Annotated in this window: 22 protein-coding genes and 2 pseudogenes; 12 read left to right on the top strand and 12 right to left on the bottom strand. The window is 40.1% G+C overall.

The annotated features are described in order from the left end of the window. The first annotated feature begins 4 nt into the window (after positions 1 to 4). Entirely contained in the window at positions 5 to 526 is a 522-nt protein-coding gene (fldB, locus tag P4S61_RS13620) for a flavodoxin FldB (RefSeq protein WP_145240943.1), read from the top strand. A gap of 279 nt (positions 527 to 805) precedes the next feature. Here fldB and P4S61_RS13615 read toward each other — a convergent pair whose 3' ends face one another. From P4S61_RS13615 to P4S61_RS13605, 3 genes are read right to left on the bottom strand one after another with little or no spacing between them, the layout of a single operon-like run. Next, entirely contained in the window at positions 806 to 1,945 is a 1,140-nt protein-coding gene (locus tag P4S61_RS13615) for an ABC transporter permease (protein WP_337118450.1), read from the bottom strand. Continuing rightward, positions 1,942 to 2,676, bottom strand: a complete 735-nt coding sequence (locus tag P4S61_RS13610) for an ABC transporter ATP-binding protein (protein WP_337118449.1) — start codon at positions 2,674 to 2,676, stop codon at positions 1,942 to 1,944. Before P4S61_RS13610 ends, P4S61_RS13615 begins: the two co-directional genes overlap by 4 nt. A 3-nt stretch (positions 2,677 to 2,679) precedes the next feature. Beyond that, a complete protein-coding gene (locus P4S61_RS13605) occupies positions 2,680 to 4,200 on the bottom strand; it encodes an alpha/beta hydrolase (RefSeq protein WP_182731149.1) in 1,521 nt (506 codons plus the stop codon). 93 nt (positions 4,201 to 4,293) lie between these two features. Here P4S61_RS13605 and P4S61_RS13600 point away from each other — a divergent pair, with 93 nt between their 5' ends. The 7 genes and pseudogenes from P4S61_RS13600 to P4S61_RS13570 all read left to right on the top strand — a co-directional run bounded on the left by P4S61_RS13600 (position 4,294) and on the right by P4S61_RS13570 (position 8,591). Further along, positions 4,294 to 4,668: a GntR family transcriptional regulator gene (locus tag P4S61_RS13600; RefSeq protein WP_145240826.1), complete on the top strand. Its 375-nt coding sequence runs from the start codon at positions 4,294 to 4,296 to the stop codon at positions 4,666 to 4,668. Between the two features lie 2 nt (positions 4,669 to 4,670). Further along, positions 4,671 to 5,507, top strand: a complete 837-nt coding sequence (locus P4S61_RS13595; protein ID WP_145240824.1) for an ABC transporter ATP-binding protein — start codon at positions 4,671 to 4,673, stop codon at positions 5,505 to 5,507. Next, positions 5,504 to 6,748 carry a hypothetical protein gene (locus P4S61_RS13590; RefSeq protein WP_337118448.1) on the top strand — a complete coding sequence of 415 codons (1,245 nt, stop codon included), beginning with the start codon at positions 5,504 to 5,506 and terminating at the stop codon, positions 6,746 to 6,748. The genes P4S61_RS13595 and P4S61_RS13590 overlap by 4 nt, the downstream gene beginning before the upstream one ends. A gap of 375 nt (positions 6,749 to 7,123) precedes the next feature. Then, complete coding sequence (locus P4S61_RS13585; protein ID WP_337118447.1) at positions 7,124 to 7,819, top strand: alpha/beta hydrolase; 696 nt, start codon at positions 7,124 to 7,126, stop codon at positions 7,817 to 7,819. Between the two features lie 2 nt (positions 7,820 to 7,821). After that, positions 7,822 to 8,187: a hypothetical protein gene (locus P4S61_RS13580; RefSeq protein WP_337118933.1), complete on the top strand. Its 366-nt coding sequence runs from the start codon at positions 7,822 to 7,824 to the stop codon at positions 8,185 to 8,187. Beyond that, positions 8,139 to 8,375, top strand: coding sequence for a DUF2975 domain-containing protein (locus P4S61_RS13575; RefSeq protein ID WP_337118912.1), 237 nt, complete (start codon positions 8,139 to 8,141; stop codon positions 8,373 to 8,375). Before P4S61_RS13580 ends, P4S61_RS13575 begins: the two co-directional genes overlap by 49 nt. Continuing rightward, positions 8,375 to 8,591: pseudogene (locus P4S61_RS13570) on the top strand (helix-turn-helix domain-containing protein). The gene P4S61_RS13575 and the pseudogene P4S61_RS13570 overlap by 1 nt, the downstream one beginning before the upstream one ends. A gap of 57 nt (positions 8,592 to 8,648) precedes the next feature. Here P4S61_RS13570 and P4S61_RS13565 read toward each other — a convergent pair. From P4S61_RS13565 to betI, 5 genes and pseudogenes are all read right to left on the bottom strand, one after another. Continuing rightward, entirely contained in the window at positions 8,649 to 9,356 is a 708-nt protein-coding gene (locus P4S61_RS13565) for a TorF family putative porin (protein WP_337118446.1), read from the bottom strand. 32 nt (positions 9,357 to 9,388) lie between these two features. Beyond that, a complete protein-coding gene (locus P4S61_RS13560; protein ID WP_145240812.1) occupies positions 9,389 to 10,606 on the bottom strand; it encodes a BCCT family transporter in 1,218 nt (405 codons plus the stop codon). Positions 10,607 to 10,751: 145 nt separating this feature from the next. Continuing rightward, a pseudogene (gene betA, locus P4S61_RS13555) lies at positions 10,752 to 12,413 on the bottom strand (choline dehydrogenase); the annotation flags it as partial. Beyond that, positions 12,413 to 13,876, bottom strand: coding sequence for a betaine-aldehyde dehydrogenase (gene betB / locus P4S61_RS13550; RefSeq protein WP_145240808.1), 1,464 nt, complete (start codon positions 13,874 to 13,876; stop codon positions 12,413 to 12,415). The gene betB and the pseudogene betA, both read right to left, overlap by 1 nt. Before the next feature lies 1 nt (position 13,877). Beyond that, positions 13,878 to 14,468 (bottom strand): transcriptional regulator BetI, encoded by a 591-nt coding sequence (gene betI / locus P4S61_RS13545; protein WP_145240806.1) that lies wholly within the window; start codon positions 14,466 to 14,468, stop codon positions 13,878 to 13,880. A 296-nt stretch (positions 14,469 to 14,764) separates the two neighbouring features. On the opposite strand from betI, the gene P4S61_RS13540 reads away from it, so the two are divergent. The 4 genes from P4S61_RS13540 to P4S61_RS13525 are packed head-to-tail and all read left to right on the top strand — an operon-like array spanning position 14,765 to position 17,805. Then, positions 14,765 to 14,989 carry a DUF4177 domain-containing protein gene (locus P4S61_RS13540; RefSeq protein WP_145240804.1) on the top strand — a complete coding sequence of 75 codons (225 nt, stop codon included), beginning with the start codon at positions 14,765 to 14,767 and terminating at the stop codon, positions 14,987 to 14,989. 4 nt (positions 14,990 to 14,993) lie between these two features. Continuing rightward, positions 14,994 to 15,206, top strand: a complete 213-nt coding sequence (gene yidD, locus P4S61_RS13535; RefSeq protein WP_220491300.1) for a membrane protein insertion efficiency factor YidD — start codon at positions 14,994 to 14,996, stop codon at positions 15,204 to 15,206. Between the two features lie 14 nt (positions 15,207 to 15,220). Beyond that, positions 15,221 to 15,589: a TM2 domain-containing protein gene (locus P4S61_RS13530; protein WP_182718001.1), complete on the top strand. Its 369-nt coding sequence runs from the start codon at positions 15,221 to 15,223 to the stop codon at positions 15,587 to 15,589. 53 nt (positions 15,590 to 15,642) lie between these two features. Then, positions 15,643 to 17,805 (top strand): exonuclease domain-containing protein, encoded by a 2,163-nt coding sequence (locus tag P4S61_RS13525; RefSeq protein ID WP_337118445.1) that lies wholly within the window; start codon positions 15,643 to 15,645, stop codon positions 17,803 to 17,805. A 119-nt stretch (positions 17,806 to 17,924) separates the two neighbouring features. Here the strand turns inward: P4S61_RS13525 and P4S61_RS13520 are convergent, their stop codons facing one another. Genes P4S61_RS13520 through P4S61_RS13505 form a run of 4 tightly spaced genes read right to left on the bottom strand, consistent with a single transcriptional unit; the run spans position 17,925 to position 20,315 of the window. After that, positions 17,925 to 18,869, bottom strand: a complete 945-nt coding sequence (locus P4S61_RS13520; protein WP_337118444.1) for a hypothetical protein — start codon at positions 18,867 to 18,869, stop codon at positions 17,925 to 17,927. A 5-nt stretch (positions 18,870 to 18,874) separates the two neighbouring features. Next, entirely contained in the window at positions 18,875 to 19,081 is a 207-nt protein-coding gene (locus P4S61_RS13515) for a hypothetical protein (RefSeq protein ID WP_337118443.1), read from the bottom strand. Further along, positions 19,072 to 19,410 carry a hypothetical protein gene (locus P4S61_RS13510; protein ID WP_337118442.1) on the bottom strand — a complete coding sequence of 113 codons (339 nt, stop codon included), beginning with the start codon at positions 19,408 to 19,410 and terminating at the stop codon, positions 19,072 to 19,074. The genes P4S61_RS13515 and P4S61_RS13510 overlap by 10 nt, the downstream gene beginning before the upstream one ends. After that, on the bottom strand, positions 19,410 to 20,315 hold the full coding sequence (locus P4S61_RS13505) for an ABC transporter ATP-binding protein (protein WP_337118441.1): 906 nt from the start codon (positions 20,313 to 20,315) through the stop codon (positions 19,410 to 19,412). Before P4S61_RS13505 ends, P4S61_RS13510 begins: the two co-directional genes overlap by 1 nt. Positions 20,316 to 20,508: the final 193 nt, after the last annotated feature.

Below are 20,508 nucleotides of genomic sequence, written 5' to 3'. Positions count from 1 at the left end.
TACGATGCAAATTGGTTTATTTTATGGTTCTACCACATGCTATACAGAAATAGCAGCAGAAAAAATTCGCGATATTATCGGTCAAGACATTGTCAGCCTACATAACATCAAAGATGAACCATTAAAAAATGCAGAAAATTACGACTTTATCATCTTTGGTATCTCCACATGGGATTTTGGCGAGTTACAAGAAGATTGGGAGTCGATTTGGGACGACATTAAAGATGTTGATCTCAATGGCAAAACCATCGCTTTATTTGGCATGGGCGATCAACAAGGTTATGGTCAATGGTTTCAAGATGCACTTGGTATGTTACATGATGAAATAAGTAGCCAACAATATACTTTATTAGGATTGTGGCCGAACGACAGCACGTATGAGTTTGAAGCCTCTAAGGCACTCACCGAAGATGGCAAACACTTCGTTGGTTTAGCCCTTGATGAAGACAGCCAATACGAACACAGTGATGAGCGTATCGCTAACTGGGTTGAACAGATCATGACTGAGTACAGCCAGACATTATAAATCTCGCTGCGTAACACTGATACCCAAACCGCCTCAAAATGCAGAGCTTACGGTTTCATAAGGGCTTAATATCAAGGTGTTGCTTTGCAACAGTGGCAATTCTATTTAAGAAACAACAACTAATTACTAAGTTTATATCCAACGGTACGCTATAAACTTTATCCAAGCTGCTTGTTTAAAATGCTATTAATAACTTACTCTGCTTCTAAACAGCTCAGTTATCCCTCAAAAATAAATCAGCGGCCTTTTAGGTCGCTGATTCATTTCCAACTCAATAGCTTACAAGCCAAATACCACTTTTTCACTTTTCAGCATACGCGCGCTTAAAAAACTAAAGGCTACACATAATACCAGTGTGATCACTGTTGATAGCAGTAACTGCGGGATAGGAATGGGATTACCTTTAATAAATTCCATTAATGCAAACTGCTGTGCTGCTATCGGCAACCACTGCACCTTATCTGTCGCAATATCATAAGTAGTTATCATGCTTAACGCCATTGGGATAAATAACACCATAGTGACGTAAGATTGTGCTTCTTTAAATGACTTAGCCATAAAAGACACAAACACTTGTAAGCTTGCCGACATCAACGCGATAGGTAGGCATATTGCGATACTAAATAACATAAACGCAGGGGTAATAGTGATGCTAAAGCCCATTTGCTGCCACGGCACCATTGCATACGAAAACTTAGAGACAACTAAAATTACCACTAAACCTAACATCGAAAACGTCGTGATAGCGCCTATTTTAGCAAGCACAATATGTAAACTATGTAATGGATGACTCAACAATAACGATAAAGAATTACGCTCTCGCTCACCCGCACTGGTATCAATTGCCAAATTCATCGCCGCGTAAAATAAAGCTAAAATAAGTGTTAATACGACAATACCCAAAATCATGCCACCTTTTGAATCAGGTGTAGCTTGATCATGTACTTCAATCACGATTGCACGCATCAAACTCGGATCCACACCACGAGAGACTAATCTCAGGCTCGCTATTTCAGAGCTGTACAATGCTATTGCTTTTTCAACTTGGTTGATATGTTTACGCAACTTATCATCAGATTTATCTGCAATTAGCGTTACCGTAGCTGGGCGCCCTTCGCTCATTTTTTGTTGATAGTCATCACTGATTGATAAAGTAATATCTTTACGCTCATTAGCATCAGTACTGGCAAAAATATCACGACTATTAAGGTGAGCAATAAGTCCTGGTGCACTATCGCTATTTTCAATATTAATTTTTAGTGCTTCAGGCGATGCTAATTGCTGTAGCAAAACACTCATTAATAAGCACACACCAATTGGTGCACCTATCGCATAATACAGCCCCGCCATTATCGAGCGTTTATCACGGCTGGCATCCATCACTTCTTTTTTAAATAACACTGTTAATAAATTAATCATGCTGCAATCCCCTCATCACTACCAATTAAGGCGACAAATGCTTCTTCTAATGTCTCTTTACCTGCATGTTCACACAGCTCAGCCACTGAACCTTGTGCAATCACTTGACCATTGGCCATGATCACCACGTGATCACATAACGCTGCAACTTCTTGCATCACATGCGATGAGAACAAAACACAATGCCCTTGTGCTTTAAGTAGCAATAACAGCTCTCTTAAAATACGTGTACTCATTACATCGAGGCCACGGGTTGGCTCATCTAAAATAATGTTTGTTGGGTTATGAACAACCGCTTGTGCTAATGCCGTTTTCATTCGCTGCCCTTGCGAAAAACCTTGGCAACGGCGATCGGCAATATCATTCATACTCAATTTATCAATTACTTGCGTAGTGGCTTCCTTTGCTTGCGCAGCACTAAGGCCGCTAAGCTGAGCAAAAAAAGTAATGTATTCCCTTGGTGTTAATCGCTCATACAAGCCACACGGATCAGGAAACAATCCTAGTTTTTGCTTTGCTACCATCGGCTCTTTGGCAACATCAATGCCGTCAATTTCAGCATTTCCGCTATCAGCCTTTAACAATCCAAATACGGTGCGTAAACAAGTGGTTTTACCTGCGCCATTTGGCCCTAGGAGGCCAGTTATCTTGCCGTCCTGTGCAGTAAAACTTAAACCATTTAGCGCATTAACATCGCCAATCTTCTTATTTAGGTTGGTTACTTTAATCATCACTTACTCCTTGTTAGCTGCATCAGCTGGGTGGCTATTGGCAACGGCTACGCCGTTAATATTCATAAAAAACGGTTTGTCATTTGCATCATTAATACAGGTTTTGTCAATGTCTTGCATACTTTGCTGGTCGATAAACTTGGCAATGATTTTCGGCGCACAGGTTTGTGAGCCAATGCCATGGGTGGCAGTCGGTGCAACTAAGTGGGTGGCATTTGTCATCTCAACCATCGCAAGCTCGGCCCAACTTGCAGGTGTAGCAGGATCGCGTCCACCAGAAAGAAGTAACGTTGGCGTACTGGTTTTTAGCGGCTGATAAAATGTTTCGTCAACGGCTTTTACATTCAGAATTGGGCACGCTATATCCAACCCCGCAATCATTGCTTTGCCCATATAAGTTTTACTGTACTGAGCGCGGGTTTGCGTTGTTAAGCGTGGCCAATCTTCACCACAAACGATGGCGTTATGCATACCCATTGCTAAAGATTGTGTTAAATCAACATTCGCCATCATGCCAGCCAATGGTGAATAGTCACCCCTTAGTGCTTTTTCAATAACCATTGGTACAATCGCACGTTGTGCATGGCCGTAAAGCGCAAATCGTATCGCACTGTAAAGCTTCATTTTAGTGATTGTAAAATCAATAAGGTCATTGGTGCGTGGGTGTCTAACCTGTGTTTGTACAGGCTGTTGTTCAAGCCTCGTAAGCAATGAATTAAAGTTATTTGCTAAGTTAGGGTATTGGGCTGCGCATAAAGCATCAGTTTCGCAGCGCTTGAATAATGCAGCCAGTGAACCATCAACCGCTCCGCCTATGGCAGCCAGACTTTGCTGCATTGGCACAACGCCATCTAAGGTACTCGTTAAAACAGCATTAGGAAATTGGCGCATGTATTCTTGCGCTATACGTGTGCCGTATGACACCCCATATAAATGAAAGCCTTTATAACCAAGAGCAACACGCACAGCTTCAAAATCCTTTGCCGCAACAGGCGTAGTAAAATTGCTCAAATCAATATTGAGCTTTGCTTTACATTTTTGCGTATCTTCTGCTCCCATGGCTTGAAGATCGGCAATCACATCATTAAAAGCAAACTGGGTTTTTAGGTCATCACTTTCACATTGCAATTGATGTGAATAACCCGTGCCACGCTGGTCAACCAAGACTATGTCTCGAGTTTCGCGAGCAAAACGTAAGTTATGGTCAAATATTCTCGCTAAATCTATAGCCCCTTGTCCTGGGCCACCGGCAAAACCAAGTACCGCTTCATCAGGATGACTGGGCTTGATTGCAGGTATAACTGCAAAGTGGATATCAATCTCCCCTTCGCTTGGATCATCTGACAATGGTTGAGCAATACTGCCACACATCAATCGATCAGACAGCCCTTCCATATAGCATGGCGTCAGTTTTGGTTGGTTATTTTGATTATTTTCTGCGTATGACGCAGTTGATGCAACCATTAAAATTGGCATCATCACTTTAATTATCAGTCTATTAAAACAATTTGATATGCTTTTCATCACTTTTCCCTTGTTTGCATTTTACACTTAATGTGATAACTTATTACTTAGTGTATCGGTGTATTAATGTATTAATACAGTAGAGAAAGAGTAATGCTAGAATTTATTAATGTCAACCCCAATAGTGGCGATCCCATTTATAAGCAATTACATGAACAAATTGTGCGTTTAATTGTTGGTGAGCAAATAGCTGCAGGTGAAGAGCTTCCGTCCGTGAGAAAAATAGCGGATCACTTTGCTGTTAATCCTATGACAGTTTCCAGAGCGATTGGTCAATTAGTGGATCAAGGTTGGTTAGAACGACGCCGTGGCCAAGCAACCCGTGTCGCACAAAAAACAGCACAACAAACCGATCAACAAGAGAGCTTACTTTTTAAAGCTATCGATCAACTTATTCAGCAAGCCAAACAACTCGATGTGCCACAACCGACTTTAACCGAACTAATAAAAAAACGGTGGGAATTATAACAATGACACAACCACTTCTTAGCTATAAAAATGTCTCTAAACATTACAACCAACGTCTGATATTAAACAACATCACCCTTAATGTTGAGCCTGGCATGGTGATTGGTTTATTAGGTAAAAATGGTGCAGGTAAAACAACCTTATTACGTAGCGCGCTGGGTTTAGTAAAGCCTGATGAGGGTGAAGTACAAGCATTAGGTGAATTAAGTCATCAATTAAGTGCCAGCAGTAAACAAAAAATTGGTTATGTCGCCCAGCAAACGTTTGGTTATGAAGGTTTTAAAATTGCTGACGCTTTGGCATTACATCGCAGTTTTTACCCAAATTGGGATATGCAATTAGAAGCAAAATGGCTCGCGCGCTTTGAATTGAATAGCAAGGATGCGATTAATGATCTCTCAATCGGCCAGCGTCAAACTTTAGCCCTTATTATGGCCATGGCCTACAGACCCCAGCTACTTATTTTAGACGAGCCGGTGGCGAGCTTAGACCCAATTGCTAGACGCGAATTTATGAGTGATCTTTTCGATTTAGCAATAGATTCGGGCTCCGGAATTTTATTTTCATCACATATCACCTCTGACATAGAGCGCGTCGCCAGCCACATTGCACTTATAAAACAAGGCGAGTTACTTTTACTCGACGAATTAGATGTCATTCGCGACACCGTTAGAAAAGTCAGCTTTAAAGAGTCGACGATTGATCTCAGTGCATACAAGGTACTTAACAGGCAGCAAAATTGTGCCATTATTTATGGCTATACAGGTGAAACTGTTGTTGGTGCTCTAGCAATCAATACACTGTCTCTTGAACAGCTGTTTGTGGAGTTACATGGATGATGCAAGCCAGTAAATGTCCATGGTATCAAGGTGCTGTCAGTTTTTGGTTAAAAGACGTCGGCTGTGCCAGTTATTTCATCGCTGCAATTATAACGACATTACTATGCCTTTTAGCTACAGGTATTGAAGATCTGATCGGACTAATGATCATGTTTTCAATTATTTGTATGTACAGCGCGATAGCTTGGCAAAGTATTCGCTTGCAAGCAACTGAATGGCAGAGTTTAGTTGTTGGTTACCGTAAACATGTGATGTTTCAAGGTAAAGTATTCATTATATTGAGTAACTTAATTTCTATCTTGAGTATCATAATTGCGGGCAATATCAATCTATTAGCAACGCTCACGATGGCCAATCTTGTTGGCATTATTATCTGGTTTTTAAATCGCTCATTCAGCCATTTATTTACCTCTGTTTGCTATTTCAGCTTCTTTATAGCTACGTTAGTGTGTGTGCTTATTGAGCAACTGCCAGTTTGGCTAATACCCGTTAACGTCGTTGCTTTTATTGCTATCGTGTTATTTCATAAAAGCTTTACATCTGCGTACAAATGGCGCCCCGATTCATTACTAAATTATCGTAATGGTCTGCAATCTGGTTGGTCGCCAGTTCCCAGTGGTTTTTTATCAAATTACGGCAGCTCAATTAATAAAGGGTTATTCCCTCTTAGCTACTTTGTTGGCTCTGGACTCTCTCAATACCTTATTTTAATTACACTTTTATGTTTTTTCGGTGTAGTGGCGAATCTATTTTATAATATCACTGAGCAGGCCATTTTTGTTTTAACGCTGAATTTATTCGCGATTGTTACATTAAGTTTATGGAGCAAAGTACAAAAGCAAAACTCATGGGAGCTGTTATTTACCCTACCAATTTACAACACTAGCTACAGCGCAAAAGTCGCACTTAGTTACAGTGTTTTAAAATTAGCAGCACTCGTAGCTTTACTGTGTTTTAGCACAGCAGCTGCGCTTACTCTTGCTAACAAAGAGTTGTTACTAATTAATGCTTTAAGTTACTCGTTAGCCTGTGCTGCTGGTTTACTACTTAGCTTTGCGATCGGTAATATTTGCAAAAACATAAACTTACTAAGTGTAATTTTATGCTTAACGTTTGGATTAAATATGGGCCTAGCAAACTATATGTTTGACCACGGTGATAGCTTAACTCTGCTTGTATTAATGAGTCTCTATGCGACAGCTATGGCGGGAGCAAATCACTTAACCGCTAGGTACTTATAATAATTAAGGCCAATCATTGAATTGAACTTCGTCGTTAATAAAGTTTAGCGCATGTGATTGGCGCCCAGCCCATTTAAAAGTATTTGCCCATGGTAGCTCTAGCAGTTGAAGAATAAACTCATAAACAGCACCTTAAATTATCGAAAAACGATAATTTTTTATTGTTTAAAGTTCATTTTAATGGCATCTTAGTTTTTTAACTTAAAGGAACTAAAATGAAAGCTCTCTGTTTAAACCTCGTGCTATCGATGACCCTGTTGATCCTAACGGCATGTACAACAATAGAAGTTAAGGAGTCACACTTTATTAAACCAGATCAGGGGATTGATCTAACCACACTCCAGAATATTAATAATACAGCAAATTTAAACCCTATTGAGATTACAGCGCTTTGATGGCATTAAACTTCGCGGAACTCTTATAACCGTCGCAAACGCTAAAGCCACTATAGTCTACTTTGGGGGAAATCAGTTCAGAGTTGATATTGCTGCAAAACAACCCTTAGAGGCACTATTGCCACTACAAACAAATATAGTGATGTTTGATCATCGTGGCTATGGAAAAAGTGATGGCTCACCTACCGTTAGTAACCTAAAGCAAGATGCACTTAGTATATTTGATTACGTAAAACAGAATCCTCGCATTAACAACAAACCAATTATTTTGCATGGACACTCTTTAGGAAGCGTAATAGCAGGCTATGTCACAACGAAAAGAAACATTGATGGCTTAGTACTCGAAGGCAGTATTACTAATGTTCAAGAAATGACCGACACTAGAGTTCCTTGGTACGCAAAACCTTTTATCACTATTAACTACTCTGATGGCTTACTTGAGTTTGATAACCTTAAAATTGTAAAACAATATAAATCACCGCTGCTAATTATAACGGGTGAAAATGATACACAAACACCAATATCATTGGCAAAGTCTTTATTCAAACATGCTGCATCCAGTCAAAAGCAATTATATATCGCATCTGGAAAACACCATGGCGATACGCTAAATGGAACTGAATTAAAGCCTCATTATGAGGTATTATTAACTCAATTAACGTCAAGCAGCTTATAACAATGAAGAAAATAATTTGGATGAGCAATATCATTTTAACCTTACTATTACTCAGCTTATTCACTATATTGATCACCCTAAGTATGGTGTTATTCACTAGCTCAGAGCTAAATTTAGGCGTCGAAGGTAGCGCTCATATGTGGATAGGTCTTGAAGTCAATGGCTCATGGAGCAACGCAGCTAAACAATTAACAGAAAATCACTATAATGCTTTAGTTTGGCTCGGTTTAATCCAAGTCCTGCCATTTATCATAATAAATATTATTTTACTTCGTTTGTTTTCGCTTTATCGCAAGGGACTGTTTTTAGCGCTAAAAACATTCGTTGCTTCACATGGCTCGGTGGTGTGTTACTTCTACAATTTGTGATTACTGCCATTTATCCTGCTTTGCTTGTGACCTTAATCAATACTATAACGAGCGACGAGCTTACCCGTATTATATTCATCAGCGATACCGACATTATAGGGTTACTCGCTGGGCTTATAATTTACGTAATAGCATGGGTAATGAAACAAGCACACCAATTACAACAAGAACAAGAGCTTGTGATTTAATGCCGATAATAATAGATTTAGATGTCATGCTAGCAACACGTAAAAATGAAATCAAGCGAGCTGGCTGAAGCCATTGGTATTACACCACAGAATTTATCAGTATTAAAAGCTGGCAGAGCGAAGGCTGTGCGCTTTAGTACCCTTGATGCCATATGTAAGCATCTAGAGTGTCAACCAGGCGATATACTTAGGTATATTGAAGAGGATAACGAATAAAAAACGGCCATTTTTATAATGGCCGTTTTGCTGTTTAAATAAAATAATTTAAAACACTTATAGTGAGAATGTACGGCCTATCGACAATACAATACGCTCATCTGCAGTATCAATATCTAGGCTGGTGTTCTCGCCCGCTACCTCAATATCAAAACCCGCTAAATTTGTTTGATAAGCAAGACGATAGTGGTTATACGATTTACCATCGGTATCCCATGCGAACTTATCGCCATCGAGTGAATTTGAAATATCAAAGCTGGCACGCAGTGCGTGATTAGGTGCAAGTTCAATGGTGTGTGCAACCATAGAAATCACATGACCTGCGCCGGTACCAAAATAATCCCAGCTATACCAGAAGTTAAGCTCTGTTTGCCCTAACTCACTTGCGTAACCAAATTTAGTGTAAGCTTCAAAGTAGTTACCATCGCTTGAGTTGCTTTGCCCATGGTAACTGTAATACGCAAGGCCGTAATCAATACTGAGCGCTTCATTTAACTGCGCATAGCGACCGAAGTAAGCATCCCATTCAATATTTGTGTCGTCACCAAAGTCAACGTTTGACGCCCACGTGCCAGCATACATGCCTGATTCGCCAAATGAATAATCAAGGCTACCTTGTAACGCTGGGTCGTTTTGCGTTTGGCTCACACCATTAAAGGTATAATCTGATGCGCCGGTTACGGTTGCTGACCAATCAGCCAATACTGAGGTTGAAAAAAGTGCAAACGGTAATGCGACTGCTAATAATGTTTTTTGTGTTGTCATGTTAATTCCTTCGCTACTGTATAAGCTAATATCTAGCTAGCTGATTCAATTTTTGTGTAGTCAATTTTGTTGTCTTTCGGCGAACTATCAATGTTACTCACAGTTTTAACTTTGCTATAGGCAATATAGGCTGCACACGCAAAGAACAAACCAATCACTAACACTCCGACCCACTGGATTTGTAGAAAGTTCTGCTTAAATAATAGGGTTAATAATGAAAGAGCGACAACATTTAGCGCAATATATTTAAATTTACCTAAACGTTTAACCGTCATACCCATATTGTCGGTGTATAAACGGATCAGTGAATCAAGCGAGTTGATCACAAACACTACGCCAACAAATACCATTGCTATATTTTTGATCCCTTGTGTATCAATGCCTGCTTCGTGATACTGATAAAGCACGCCAAACCAAATTGCGATTGGGATTGAAGGGAAAATTAACATTGCCCCCAATACTTGATAGGTTTTTAATCCACCGACAAAACGTGAAGTGAATTGACCAATCATAATACTCCACGCAAACCACCAAAATAAATAAAACTCATGGTAATCATTGAGTGGCAGTACAAACTGATTAATATTGCCAAAGTAACTACCAATTAACGTTAAATTATTTGTAAAATCTGACACTTGGCCATTTTCGCCCATAAATGCGCCAAACCACATAAAACCAATTAGTGCTATAAATAACCAGGTAGTTGAAATACTTAGAAAACGTACATATTTAATATCGGTGCTTGAATACACCGCAAAGCAAATAGCTGCGAATACAATTAAATAAAATGACGGAATAATCGACTCACCATCACCAAGACTAGGTAAATACCAAGGTAGGTTAGAGAGCAATAAGAAAGCGGTGAAGGCACAAGTACCAATAATAACTACATTATTGATTAATTTAACCCAAGGAATTTCGAAAAATTTCACTTTAGGTTCTATTACACAGAAATAAAAGCACGTAAGGAAATAGAATCCCCAGATCAGAAAGCCCCAATAACCAAACTCGATAGCTAGTGGATTGGCAAACGCGTACTCTGGGCTTGCTTTTATGTCTGCATAACCTGCAAACTCAGTGAGTGGAAACATGATCAAGCCAACATCTAAGCCTGATGTAAATAAGATGGCGATAAAGGTAAATGTTCTTACCGGTGTGACGCCAACACACTTTACATTGCCCCATTTTACTAAAATTGCAACAATTGCTAGTAGGGTGAAAATAATGCCTGCGCTAAGCCATAAGGTCATAATTCCCTCCCCAAAATAAATGAAAATACATCATTACGTCTCCGTGTTTTTAGTCTCGCATTAACGCACCACAAACAACTTATGATGCGCGCCACTGCAAGCCCCAAGGTACAAAATGTGCCCCAGGTGGCCTGGTTAGATCTCTCGAACTACGCTGCACAGTTTGCCATTGAGATTCAACAGCAACCTTTGCTTGCGATTTACTAAGTGGTGGCTTACCTAAAATTAGATCAGCCGCTTTTTCTGCCACCATAATGGTTGGCGCATTTAAATTTCCGTTAGGAACCGTTGGGAAGATTGATGAATCCACCACATGCAGTCCCTCAATGCCATGTACTTGAGTATTTGAGTTTACTACTGCCAGTTCATCTTCACCCATTTTGCATGAACATGAAGGATGGTAAGCACTCTCAACTGCCTGACGTACAAAAGCATCTATTTGTTCATCGGTTTGAATCTCTTTACCTGGTTGGATTTCGCCATCGCGGTAATCATCAAACGCACTTTGCTCAATGATTTCACGCGTTAAACGCACACAGGCTCTAAACCCTTCAATATCATCTTGATGCTGTAAATAGTTAAATTGGATCTTAGGTGCAACCGTTGGATCAGCCGATTTAATTGTTACTGCACCGCGGTTTTTAGGCTTGTTATGCCCTACATGGACCTGAAAACCATGGCCATCAAAAGCACTTTTACCGTCATAACGAATTGCCGCAGGTAAAAAGTGATATTGAATATCAGGCCACTCAACCCCTGGTTTTGAGCGAATAAATGCACAAGATTCAAAATGATTAGTCGCCCCAAGACCGCTGCGGTTTAATAACCAACGCGCGCCAATAAGGCCCTTTGAAATAAGGCCAAGCTTGCCGTTTAAGGTAATTGGCTGCTTACACTTATACTGGAAATAAAACTCCAAGTGATCTTGCAGATTTTGCCCAACCCCGGGTAAATGGTGCTTAACCTCGATACCCGCTGCTTTAAGTATTTCGCTGTCGCCAATACCAGAAAGTTGCAATAAATGCGGTGAACCAATCGGACCGGCACTTAAAATAACGTCTTTACTGGCCTTTGCTTTAACAATATCGCCATTAACTTTGTACTGCACACCAACGGCTTTTTTGCCTTCAAGCAACACCTTTTCAGCCAACGCACCAGTAACAATAACTAAGTTTCTACGTGACTTCACTGGGTCTAAATATTCACGACTTGCAGAGCTGCGCACACCGTCTTTAACGGTCATGTGCATTGGACCAAAACCCTCTTGCTGCGCTGCGTTATAATCGTCAGTGGCTGCATATCCGGCTTGCTGGCCCGCTTTGATAAAGGCTTTATAAAGCGGGTTCGCCATTTCGTTACCGTTGTTCACACCCAAAGGGCCGCTATCACCACGATAGTCGTTTTTACCTAAATAGAATGATTCTGCTTTTTGAAAATACGGTAAACAGGATTGATAATCCCACCCTTGTGCACCATGTTGTTGCCATTCATCAAAGTCTTTAGCATGGCCACGTACATACACCATGCCATTGATAGATGATGAGCCACCTAACACTTTGCCACGCGGGCAGTGCATTTGACGATCATCTAGATACGGTTCAGCTTCACTATGAAACTGCCACGCGTATTTATCTGAATTCATCGGAATTGATAGCGCGGTAGGCATTTTAATGAAAATGCTTTTATCGCTGCCGCCAGTCTCTAATAATAAAACGCGGTTGCGGCTATCTTCGGATAAACGATTAGCCAGTACACAGCCCGCCGACCCTGCACCCACTATGATGTAATCATACGTTAGTGCAGTCATTAAAATGGGCTCTCTATATTAGTCATACCGACATAAATCGATTTAGTTTGGGTGTAATGATCAAGTGTTTCAATGCCATTTTCACGACCGATACCTGACTGCTTATAACCGCCCACAGGCATTTCTGCTGGCGAATTGCCGTAGCTGTTGATCCAACAAATACCTGCTTGCAGCTGATGAATAACACGGTGTGCGCGCTTAATATCTTTGGTAAACACGCCTGCAGCAAGGCCTAAGTGAGTATCGTTAGCACGGTGAATTACATCATCTTCGTCATCAAACGTTAATACGCTCATTACGGGACCAAAGATTTCTTCTTTGACGATCGTCATATCATCAGTGCAATCAATAAATACCGTTGGTGCAACAAAGTAACCGTTTGGTGCAGAGGCTGGGCTAAGCGTTTTACCACCCGTTAATAACGTTGCACCTTCGCTGATGCCTTTATCGATATAGCTCATCACTAATTGTTGATGCTTTTTGGAAATTAATGCGCCAAAGTTAACGTTAGGATCGAGTGGATCGCCCGCTATAATATTTTCTTCAGTGCGTGTTTTAAGCTCATCAATAAATTGCTGATAAACATTTTTGTGTACATAAATACGGGTGCAGTTAGTGCAAATTTCACCTTGCGTATAAAAATTACCTAACATTGCAGCACTTACTGCCTGTGAAATATCGGCATCATCAAATACTAGCAGTGGTGATTTACCACCAAGTTCCATGGTGACATCTTTTAATGAACCCGCAGCACTAGCAACTACTTTTTTACCTGTGCCTACTTCGCCGGTAAACGATACTTTCTCAATATCAGCTGATTGTGTTAACCACTGGCCGACTTCTGCTGCACCTTGCACCACGTTGAACACGCCTGCAGGTACACCCGCTTCGATGAATATTTCGGCAAGCTTAATTGCGCCAAGTGGCGTTTCTTCAGAAGGTTTAAAAATAAATGCATTTCCGGCAGCCAAAGCTGGGCCGGATTTCCAACAAGCGATTTGCAGCGGGTAGTTCCACGCACCGATTCCGGCACAAATCCCTAATGGCTCTTTACGGGTATAATAAAAATCTTCGCCAACCATTTGCTGCTGGCCAACTTGGGCAGGTGCTAGCCCTGCAAAATACTCGATTACATCAGCGCCAGTTTGCACATCAACACACTCGGCTTCTTGCCATGGTTTACCGGTATCTAGCACTTCTATTTTTGCAAGTAAATCATTACGCTCGCGCAATAATGCAACCGCTTTTAGTAAAATACGACTACGTTCAATCGGACTCATAGTTGACCATGCAGCAAATCCTTGTTTAGCACTTTGAATAGCCGCATTTTGAATAAACGCATCTGCCACTTCTACATAATAAATTACGTCATCTGTTGCTGGGTTTTTAACTGCAAATGTTTCGCCACTTTGATTTTTTAAAAAGTGACCATTGATAAAGTTTTGATAAACAGGTGTTGTCACATTAAGCTCCATACTGTTTGATAAGTGAACATACAAAGTTTTTTGCTAGCTGTTCACAATGTGCAAATTGATCTTGATCAGACTTACTTAGTACCGCTCTTAACCATAAGCCATCGATCATTGCCGCACATAATTGCGCTGCAAGTTTGGCTTCATCATCACCCATCAATTGTTTAAATGAGCTGACTAAATTACTAAGAAGTCGTCGGCTATTTACGTTCTGTAAGCGATGCAACTGAACATCGTGCATCGATTGCGCCCAAAAGCTTAACCAAGTTTTAGTGGTATCGCTGCGCTGTTGTAATCTGGCAAAGTTAGCTTCTATTATCAGCATTAACCTTTGCTCAGGGGTAGTTGTTGGCGTTACTTGTTTGATCAGCTCGTGTTTTAGATTGGTTAATAAATAACGCACAGTGGCTTCTATCAAGCCCTGCTTACCACCAAAATAATGACTAATAATGCCCGACGATAATCCTGCTTTTTTACTGATACTATTAATGGTTGTTGCTTGTAAGCCAAATTCAGCAACCGAACTAATAGTAGCGTCAATTAACTGCTGACGACGGACAGGTTCCATTCCAACTTTAGGCATATTTTTATTAATTGAACGTTCAATAAAAATAAAGGTTAAAGTAATGGAACTGATAATTCAAGGTTGACAAACTGTGAATAGGCTAAAATGAAGAGAGCTAAGTGACCCTAAGTAACTGTCCTAGCGTTGATAAATCGGCTTAGAAAAAAGTTGCGAAAAAATCGAAAAACAGCTGCTTTTTAAGTAAATGCGAAAAAAATCAGCTATATTAGGTTGAAAATCATATCTGGTTAGTCTCAGGTTCACTTTTAAAATCACAGAATTATCTATCAAAAAAACAAACTACAGGAAACTCGATGTCTAATTTTAATGAATATAAAGTATTGCATGTTGTTGAGGGTGGCTGTGGCACATTGCTGCTAGGTTCGAGCGGGTTACCACTTAAAAGGCTAGAAGCAACACTTAATGATGAAGCACAAAATGGCTGGCAACTGGTATTTCAGGTTATCGAAAGCAAACGTTTTTTGCTATTTTGGTCACGCGAAGCTGTGATCTTAACGTTAGGCAGAAACCGTGCTTAAAGCAATGACGCTTAGTGCAATTCGCCGCTATCAAAAAAATGGCGGCGCTAAGGCACATTTTAATATTAGTTGTAATTTCAGTCCTTCCTGCTCAGAGTTTACTCATCAAGCAATTACTAAATATGGGCTAGTGAAAGGTCTGTTTATTGGCGTAAAAAGAATACGGCGTTGCAATAACCCCGACTGTGTAACCGTAAAATCCGATCCACTTCCTTGAGGCTTATTAATGCCATGACATCAGAACAACTAAATGCTCAAGAAGAGCAGCTTCGTTCAGAAGTAAATGCATTGTCCCCTGAACAGCGTAAACTATTTTACCAGCAAGAAAAGCGTCTCGTTAAAGACCCTGATACTTATGCGGTACTGAATTGGTTTTTTGCCGCAGGTTTACACCACTTTTACTTAGGTAGATTTCAACGTGGTGCGGTGAATTTAACGCTGATGCTAATTGGCATACTCACTATTTATAGCTTTGGCGTATTTTTAATCATCGTCGTTTTGTTAATTGAATTACCACAGCTTTTTAAGAGTCAACGCATCGTCCATCAATATAACAATCAAGTTATGGCTGATATTCTAAAACAACTAACCGACTCTTGATTACTTAAAGCAAATGCTAGATACTGTTTTTTTATACAGTTACGGTGTGTGTTATGAAAAAAGAATTACCCGGAAAATATTATTTAGCCCACTTTAAAGAGCTAATAACATTTATCGACACTCAATGCAGACACTTATTAGAGCAAAAACACGTCGATTTCATTAATAAAGCAAACCGACTTACTGAGCAAGGCCAGTGCATGCTGGCACGCATTTATTCTCGTAAACCTTTACTCGTAGCAATCACCACACTTAATTATAATGAAATAGACAGCCCTGCACTGGCACTCGAAGAGCTAAAAACAGCACAGCTCATTAGTCATCCAAATTACACCGACTATCAACACGTACTCGCACATCTAACTAAACCCGCATTGCTAGCACTACTCGCGCCTTTCGATATCCAACCTAGTATTAAAAAAAGCGTCACTAAAGCACAACTGGTAGCACAGACTTGCGATTTTTTTGCTACTAAGCCGGAACATTTAACCTGCCTTTATAACCAGTTTGTTATTAATAACCGCTTTGCTGTGTATGAATACTTTGAATTTCTATACATAGGCCGCTTAAGCACTGGTGATATTAACCATCAAAATAGCTTTGTACTGCGTGATTTGGGCCTAAGAACCACACGAGAAAACCATACAGTAAGTTTAGCTCGCTTTGATACACGTGAAGAGGCGCAATCTAACTACGCGCTAAATCGTTATCGCATGGCATTTAAAAGCGCGCAAAGTGATGACGAATATCAAGCTTTAGCTATTGAGCTTATTAATCAACCGGCCGAAGGTACATTAGCAGTCAACCTTAAAAACAAGCTCCTTTTACGACTTCACCAACAACTAAAAAAATATAATATTGAGCTGTGTTTTACACTTTTAAATGCCTGTGAAAATAGCGCTGAAGCAACTGAATTACAAATACGCGAGCAATACCGCCAAGGTAATAAAGAGTGGGTAAAAATCCAGCTTGAAACCATCATCGAAGATCCGCTCACTGATGATTTACTGTATTTTGCTGATGACTTTTTAATGCGTAAATTTAACAAGCAAACTCGCTCTCGCTTAAGTGCAATGCTCGCCGATACGCAATGTGTTATTGAAATTGACGAAGTTTATCGAAACGATGTAGAGCAAGGTGTTACAGAACACTACACTCAACAAGGGTTAACTGTTTTTTATACCGAAAATACGCTTTGGCAGAGCCTTTTTGGTTTAGTTTTTTGGCGCGAGCTTTATATAGATACTCCCACCCCACCTTGCAATGAGTTTGATATGTTTCCACAATCATTGAGAACCGACTGCTTTTATCATACCCAACACCAACAAATTGAAGCACTACTAGCAAACTGGCAAACACCGGATGATTTACTAAAACACGTTTGTAAAAGTGCCGCCCGTTATTTTGAGCAAGCTAATGGGCTGTTTCGCTGGCATAGCGAGCTATTACGACCATTAGAAGTGCTGATTTTAAATAGCTCATTAGCAGCGCTAAAAAGTCACTTAAAGAATATGACCATGCGCTTTATGCAGCTTAAAGATGGTTACCCTGATTTGATGGTGCTAAATGGTAATAAACTCCATTTTGAAGAAGTAAAAGCCCCAGGTGATAAATTAAGACGTAATCAGCTAACAACGATTGATTGCCTCAAAAATAATGGATTCAATGTACACATTGCGGCCGTAAAATGGGTTAATGATCCCAATCGTATTTACAGCGTGGTCGACATTGAAACCACTGGTAGTTTAAAAGGCGGCAATCGGATCACCGAAATTGGCATAGTTAAAATGCAACACGGCAAAGTAATTGATACTTGGTCAACACTTATCAACCCGCAAATGCGCATTCCTAAGTTTATAGTGTCTTTAACCGGTATTAATGACGCAATGGTAGCAACTGCACCACGCTTTACTGAAATAGCTGAGACTTTACTTAATAAACTAAAAGGCACTATTTTTGTGGCTCACAATGTAAACTTTGATTACGGCTTTATTCGTAAAGAATGTGAAATGGCAGGTATCCACTTTAAAATGCCCAAATTATGTACTGTGGTTGAATCTCGCAAAGCGTTTCCTGGTTTAAAATCATACTCTTTAGGTAACCTCAGTGCGCATTTTGACTTAAACCTGACAAGCCATCACCGAGCACTCGCTGATGCCAGCGCAACCGCTGAGTTACTTTTGCTTATAAAAAATTTAACTAAATTAATAACTTAAGCTTTTAGCGCAAATGACCCAAAGCCAGCTTTTGCTAAATAAAAGCAAGGTATTGATTGCAACCCTCCCAGTACCTCGCTATAGAAGTCAACGCGTCTGTCTAATACTTACCGTTAGCATTAATAACCCAACTGCAATACCCAAAAAGTAATAAGGCATTCCTGCATCCCAACTCGCTTGACTGTTCCCCCTAAAAAGTCTAAATATAGTCCACCTTGCAGAGGCCCTATGTACCAAATGACTAGAAACACAACTTCAAACATTCGTTTTGACTGCGTAAATGTACCGCAAAAATAGGCCAACGAAACCATAAACGAAATAGCCACAAACAATTGCACCAGCAACAACCACTCAGCTATGACTACAAACCGCGCAATACTGCCTATACAGGCAAAGGCTAACAATCCCCAACCAGCACTGAAACTAGCCATACTTTGTAATAGCGGTGATTGCTTGCTATAAGCCATAATTTCAATAGTATTTGTTTGCCTCTCTAGCTGCCCTAACGGCGATATAACCAATACACACCACAACAATGACATAGGTAAAAAAAGACTCAGCAACAGGTTCTGATCAACAAAAACTTGGCACACATTCAAAATGACCAATCCGATGAGCCACAGATTTGTTTGCCCTTTAAGCATTAACTTAAACTCTAATCGTAATAAGCGTGTAACAGCGAATGACTTAGTTGCGCCAACAAATATTCTATCGAGTATTCCTGTGACTTTTTCAATTACGCTAACTATTCGCCATTGCTTTTTAATCTCGTTCATTGAGCCATTACTAAAACGATCAAAAAATAAAAATGCTAAGCTTAGAGCTATTGAGCTGACTATCAATAAAGGCAACATTCCTTGGAAGTGCACAGCACTTGGCTCAAACCCATGCCAAACAAATGTTTTTACAGATTCACTAGCTGTTATGCCAACATTGGTACCACCCTGCTCTGTTGGAAAACGCGCAGCAACCTCTATATCTAAACTTTCAAGCACTGCACCAATGCCTGATACTCCTTCAATACTTTGCGTTATCGAGCCAACCCACAAGAAAAAATATACCACATTACCTAACCCCCTTTGAGCCACGTTATCGACTCAAATAAAATAGCGATTGATGCAATTGCTAATAACAAAGGTAAAACAAACACTAATTGCGGCCAAACGAGTGCCCACACATCAACCTGATAGCTTTCGCCATAATAAAGCTGTATCAATACACTACTGAGCAACATCGCCAATACAATTGAAAGTAAAATCAGTACATTTACCCCCACTTAGCGAATAGAAAAGCCTGTTTGCTAATCGACGTTGCTGCAATAAGCTCACACGTTTTTGATTGCCTGTCTAACTCAAGTGCATTTTTAACCAAGTAAAAGCAAATAATTGGTAAGAACATAACATTTAGCATAGCTAAACATACACCAATCCACGCGCTGTTATAAATGCCGCGGTAGCCATTAATCACTAGTGTTTGGTACTGCGCATCAGGGGACGGAAAATACAATAACGTTAATACAGACATAGCCAACAAGGTCACCATATAACTTTGTTGTCGTGTACGTTGTTTAAAGTCAGCGACCATACATTGCCAAATCTGTTTCATTAACCGATCCTCGCTGCGCTGCGAGGTGCTGGTTGCTCGCTAGTAAAATACAAGTAAGCATCTTCGAGTGATGCCGCCCGTACCGTGGCTTTAGAATCAGGGCAATGATCCGCAACAAGGTTTAATTCAAGCTTTCCTTCTTTTCGAATGCTGTGGCTAACAATATACTCATGCTGGATCTGTTTCAGATCCGATGGTTCAATCGTTAATGTCCAACATTTTTCAGCCACTTTTTGCTGTAATACATTCGCTGTTACTGATTGAATAAGTGTGCCACCGCGCATAATGGCAATGCGGTCCGCAATCGATTCAACATCTGACACAATATGCGTGGAGAATATAATGCAACGATCCGCCGCAAGCTCAGTCAATAACTGCCTAAAGTTGGCTCGTTCATGCGGATCAAGACCAACCGTCGGCTCGTCAATGATCAATAATTTAGGATCATTTAATAACGCCTGCGCAATTCCAATGCGTTGTTTCATGCCTCCAGAGTAACCTTTTAGCGGCTGATGTGCGGCGTGGGTTAAATTAAGCTTATTCAGCAAATCATCAATAACACTATTGGCATGTGCATTTTCAAGCCCTTTAAGCCCTGCCATATATTGCAAAAATTCAAACCCCGACAGTTGTTCATACACGCCAAAATCTTGAGGTAAATAGCCCAGCTCTTTGCGTAACAATTGTGGTGATTTAACAATATCTTGGCCTTGCCATAAAATAACACCTTGTGTTGGCTTAGTAATGGTAGCCAGAATTCTCATCAAACTAGATTTTCCAGCTCCATTAGGGCCTAACAAGGCTAAAATCCCAGGTTCAACTTGCAAAGATAATGTATTAATTGCGCATTTTGCATCTTTGCTTTTATTATATTGATGACGTAATGATTGAATATCTAATAGCATGAGTGTCTATTCCTAATTAAGTTACACTCATTCAGCAAATATTAAGCCATGTAAATAACAATTAATAATCAACAACTTAAGCTTTAAACTTTTTAAATAAACAATATTGAATAACAACTCTTACCAAATAATGGCGAAAAACATCAACGTGATAAGTTAACGTGTAGTCATTTTTCTCACCCGCTGATGCATT

This window comes from Pseudoalteromonas sp. B160 (assembly GCF_037162485.1).
Classification (GTDB): Bacteria; Pseudomonadota; Gammaproteobacteria; order Enterobacterales; family Alteromonadaceae; genus Pseudoalteromonas; species Pseudoalteromonas rhizosphaerae.
This window is presented reverse-complemented; position numbering and strand designations above follow the sequence as displayed.

Coding starts and splice junctions, on each gene's coding strand:
- P4S61_RS13600 (WP_145240826.1), top strand. CDS start 4,294: ATGCTAGAATTTATTAATGTCAACCCCAATAGTGGCGATCCCATTTAT.
- P4S61_RS13505 (WP_337118441.1), bottom strand. CDS start 20,315: ATGCTATTAGATATTCAATCATTACGTCATCAATATAATAAAAGCAAA.
- P4S61_RS13615 (WP_337118450.1), bottom strand. CDS start 1,945: ATGATTAATTTATTAACAGTGTTATTTAAAAAAGAAGTGATGGATGCC.
- P4S61_RS13540 (WP_145240804.1), top strand. CDS start 14,765: ATGTCTAATTTTAATGAATATAAAGTATTGCATGTTGTTGAGGGTGGC.
- P4S61_RS13560 (WP_145240812.1), bottom strand. CDS start 10,606: ATGACCTTATGGCTTAGCGCAGGCATTATTTTCACCCTACTAGCAATT.
- P4S61_RS13590 (WP_337118448.1), top strand. CDS start 5,504: ATGATGCAAGCCAGTAAATGTCCATGGTATCAAGGTGCTGTCAGTTTT.
- P4S61_RS13565 (WP_337118446.1), bottom strand. CDS start 9,356: ATGACAACACAAAAAACATTATTAGCAGTCGCATTACCGTTTGCACTT.
- P4S61_RS13510 (WP_337118442.1), bottom strand. CDS start 19,410: ATGAAACAGATTTGGCAATGTATGGTCGCTGACTTTAAACAACGTACA.
- P4S61_RS13530 (WP_182718001.1), top strand. CDS start 15,221: ATGACATCAGAACAACTAAATGCTCAAGAAGAGCAGCTTCGTTCAGAA.
- P4S61_RS13595 (WP_145240824.1), top strand. CDS start 4,671: ATGACACAACCACTTCTTAGCTATAAAAATGTCTCTAAACATTACAAC.
- P4S61_RS13525 (WP_337118445.1), top strand. CDS start 15,643: ATGAAAAAAGAATTACCCGGAAAATATTATTTAGCCCACTTTAAAGAG.
- P4S61_RS13605 (WP_182731149.1), bottom strand. CDS start 4,200: ATGAAAAGCATATCAAATTGTTTTAATAGACTGATAATTAAAGTGATG.
- fldB (WP_145240943.1), top strand. CDS start 5: ATGCAAATTGGTTTATTTTATGGTTCTACCACATGCTATACAGAAATA.
- yidD (WP_220491300.1), top strand. CDS start 14,994: ATGACGCTTAGTGCAATTCGCCGCTATCAAAAAAATGGCGGCGCTAAG.
- betI (WP_145240806.1), bottom strand. CDS start 14,468: ATGCCTAAAGTTGGAATGGAACCTGTCCGTCGTCAGCAGTTAATTGAC.
- P4S61_RS13580 (WP_337118933.1), top strand. CDS start 7,822: ATGAAGAAAATAATTTGGATGAGCAATATCATTTTAACCTTACTATTA.
- P4S61_RS13610 (WP_337118449.1), bottom strand. CDS start 2,676: ATGATTAAAGTAACCAACCTAAATAAGAAGATTGGCGATGTTAATGCG.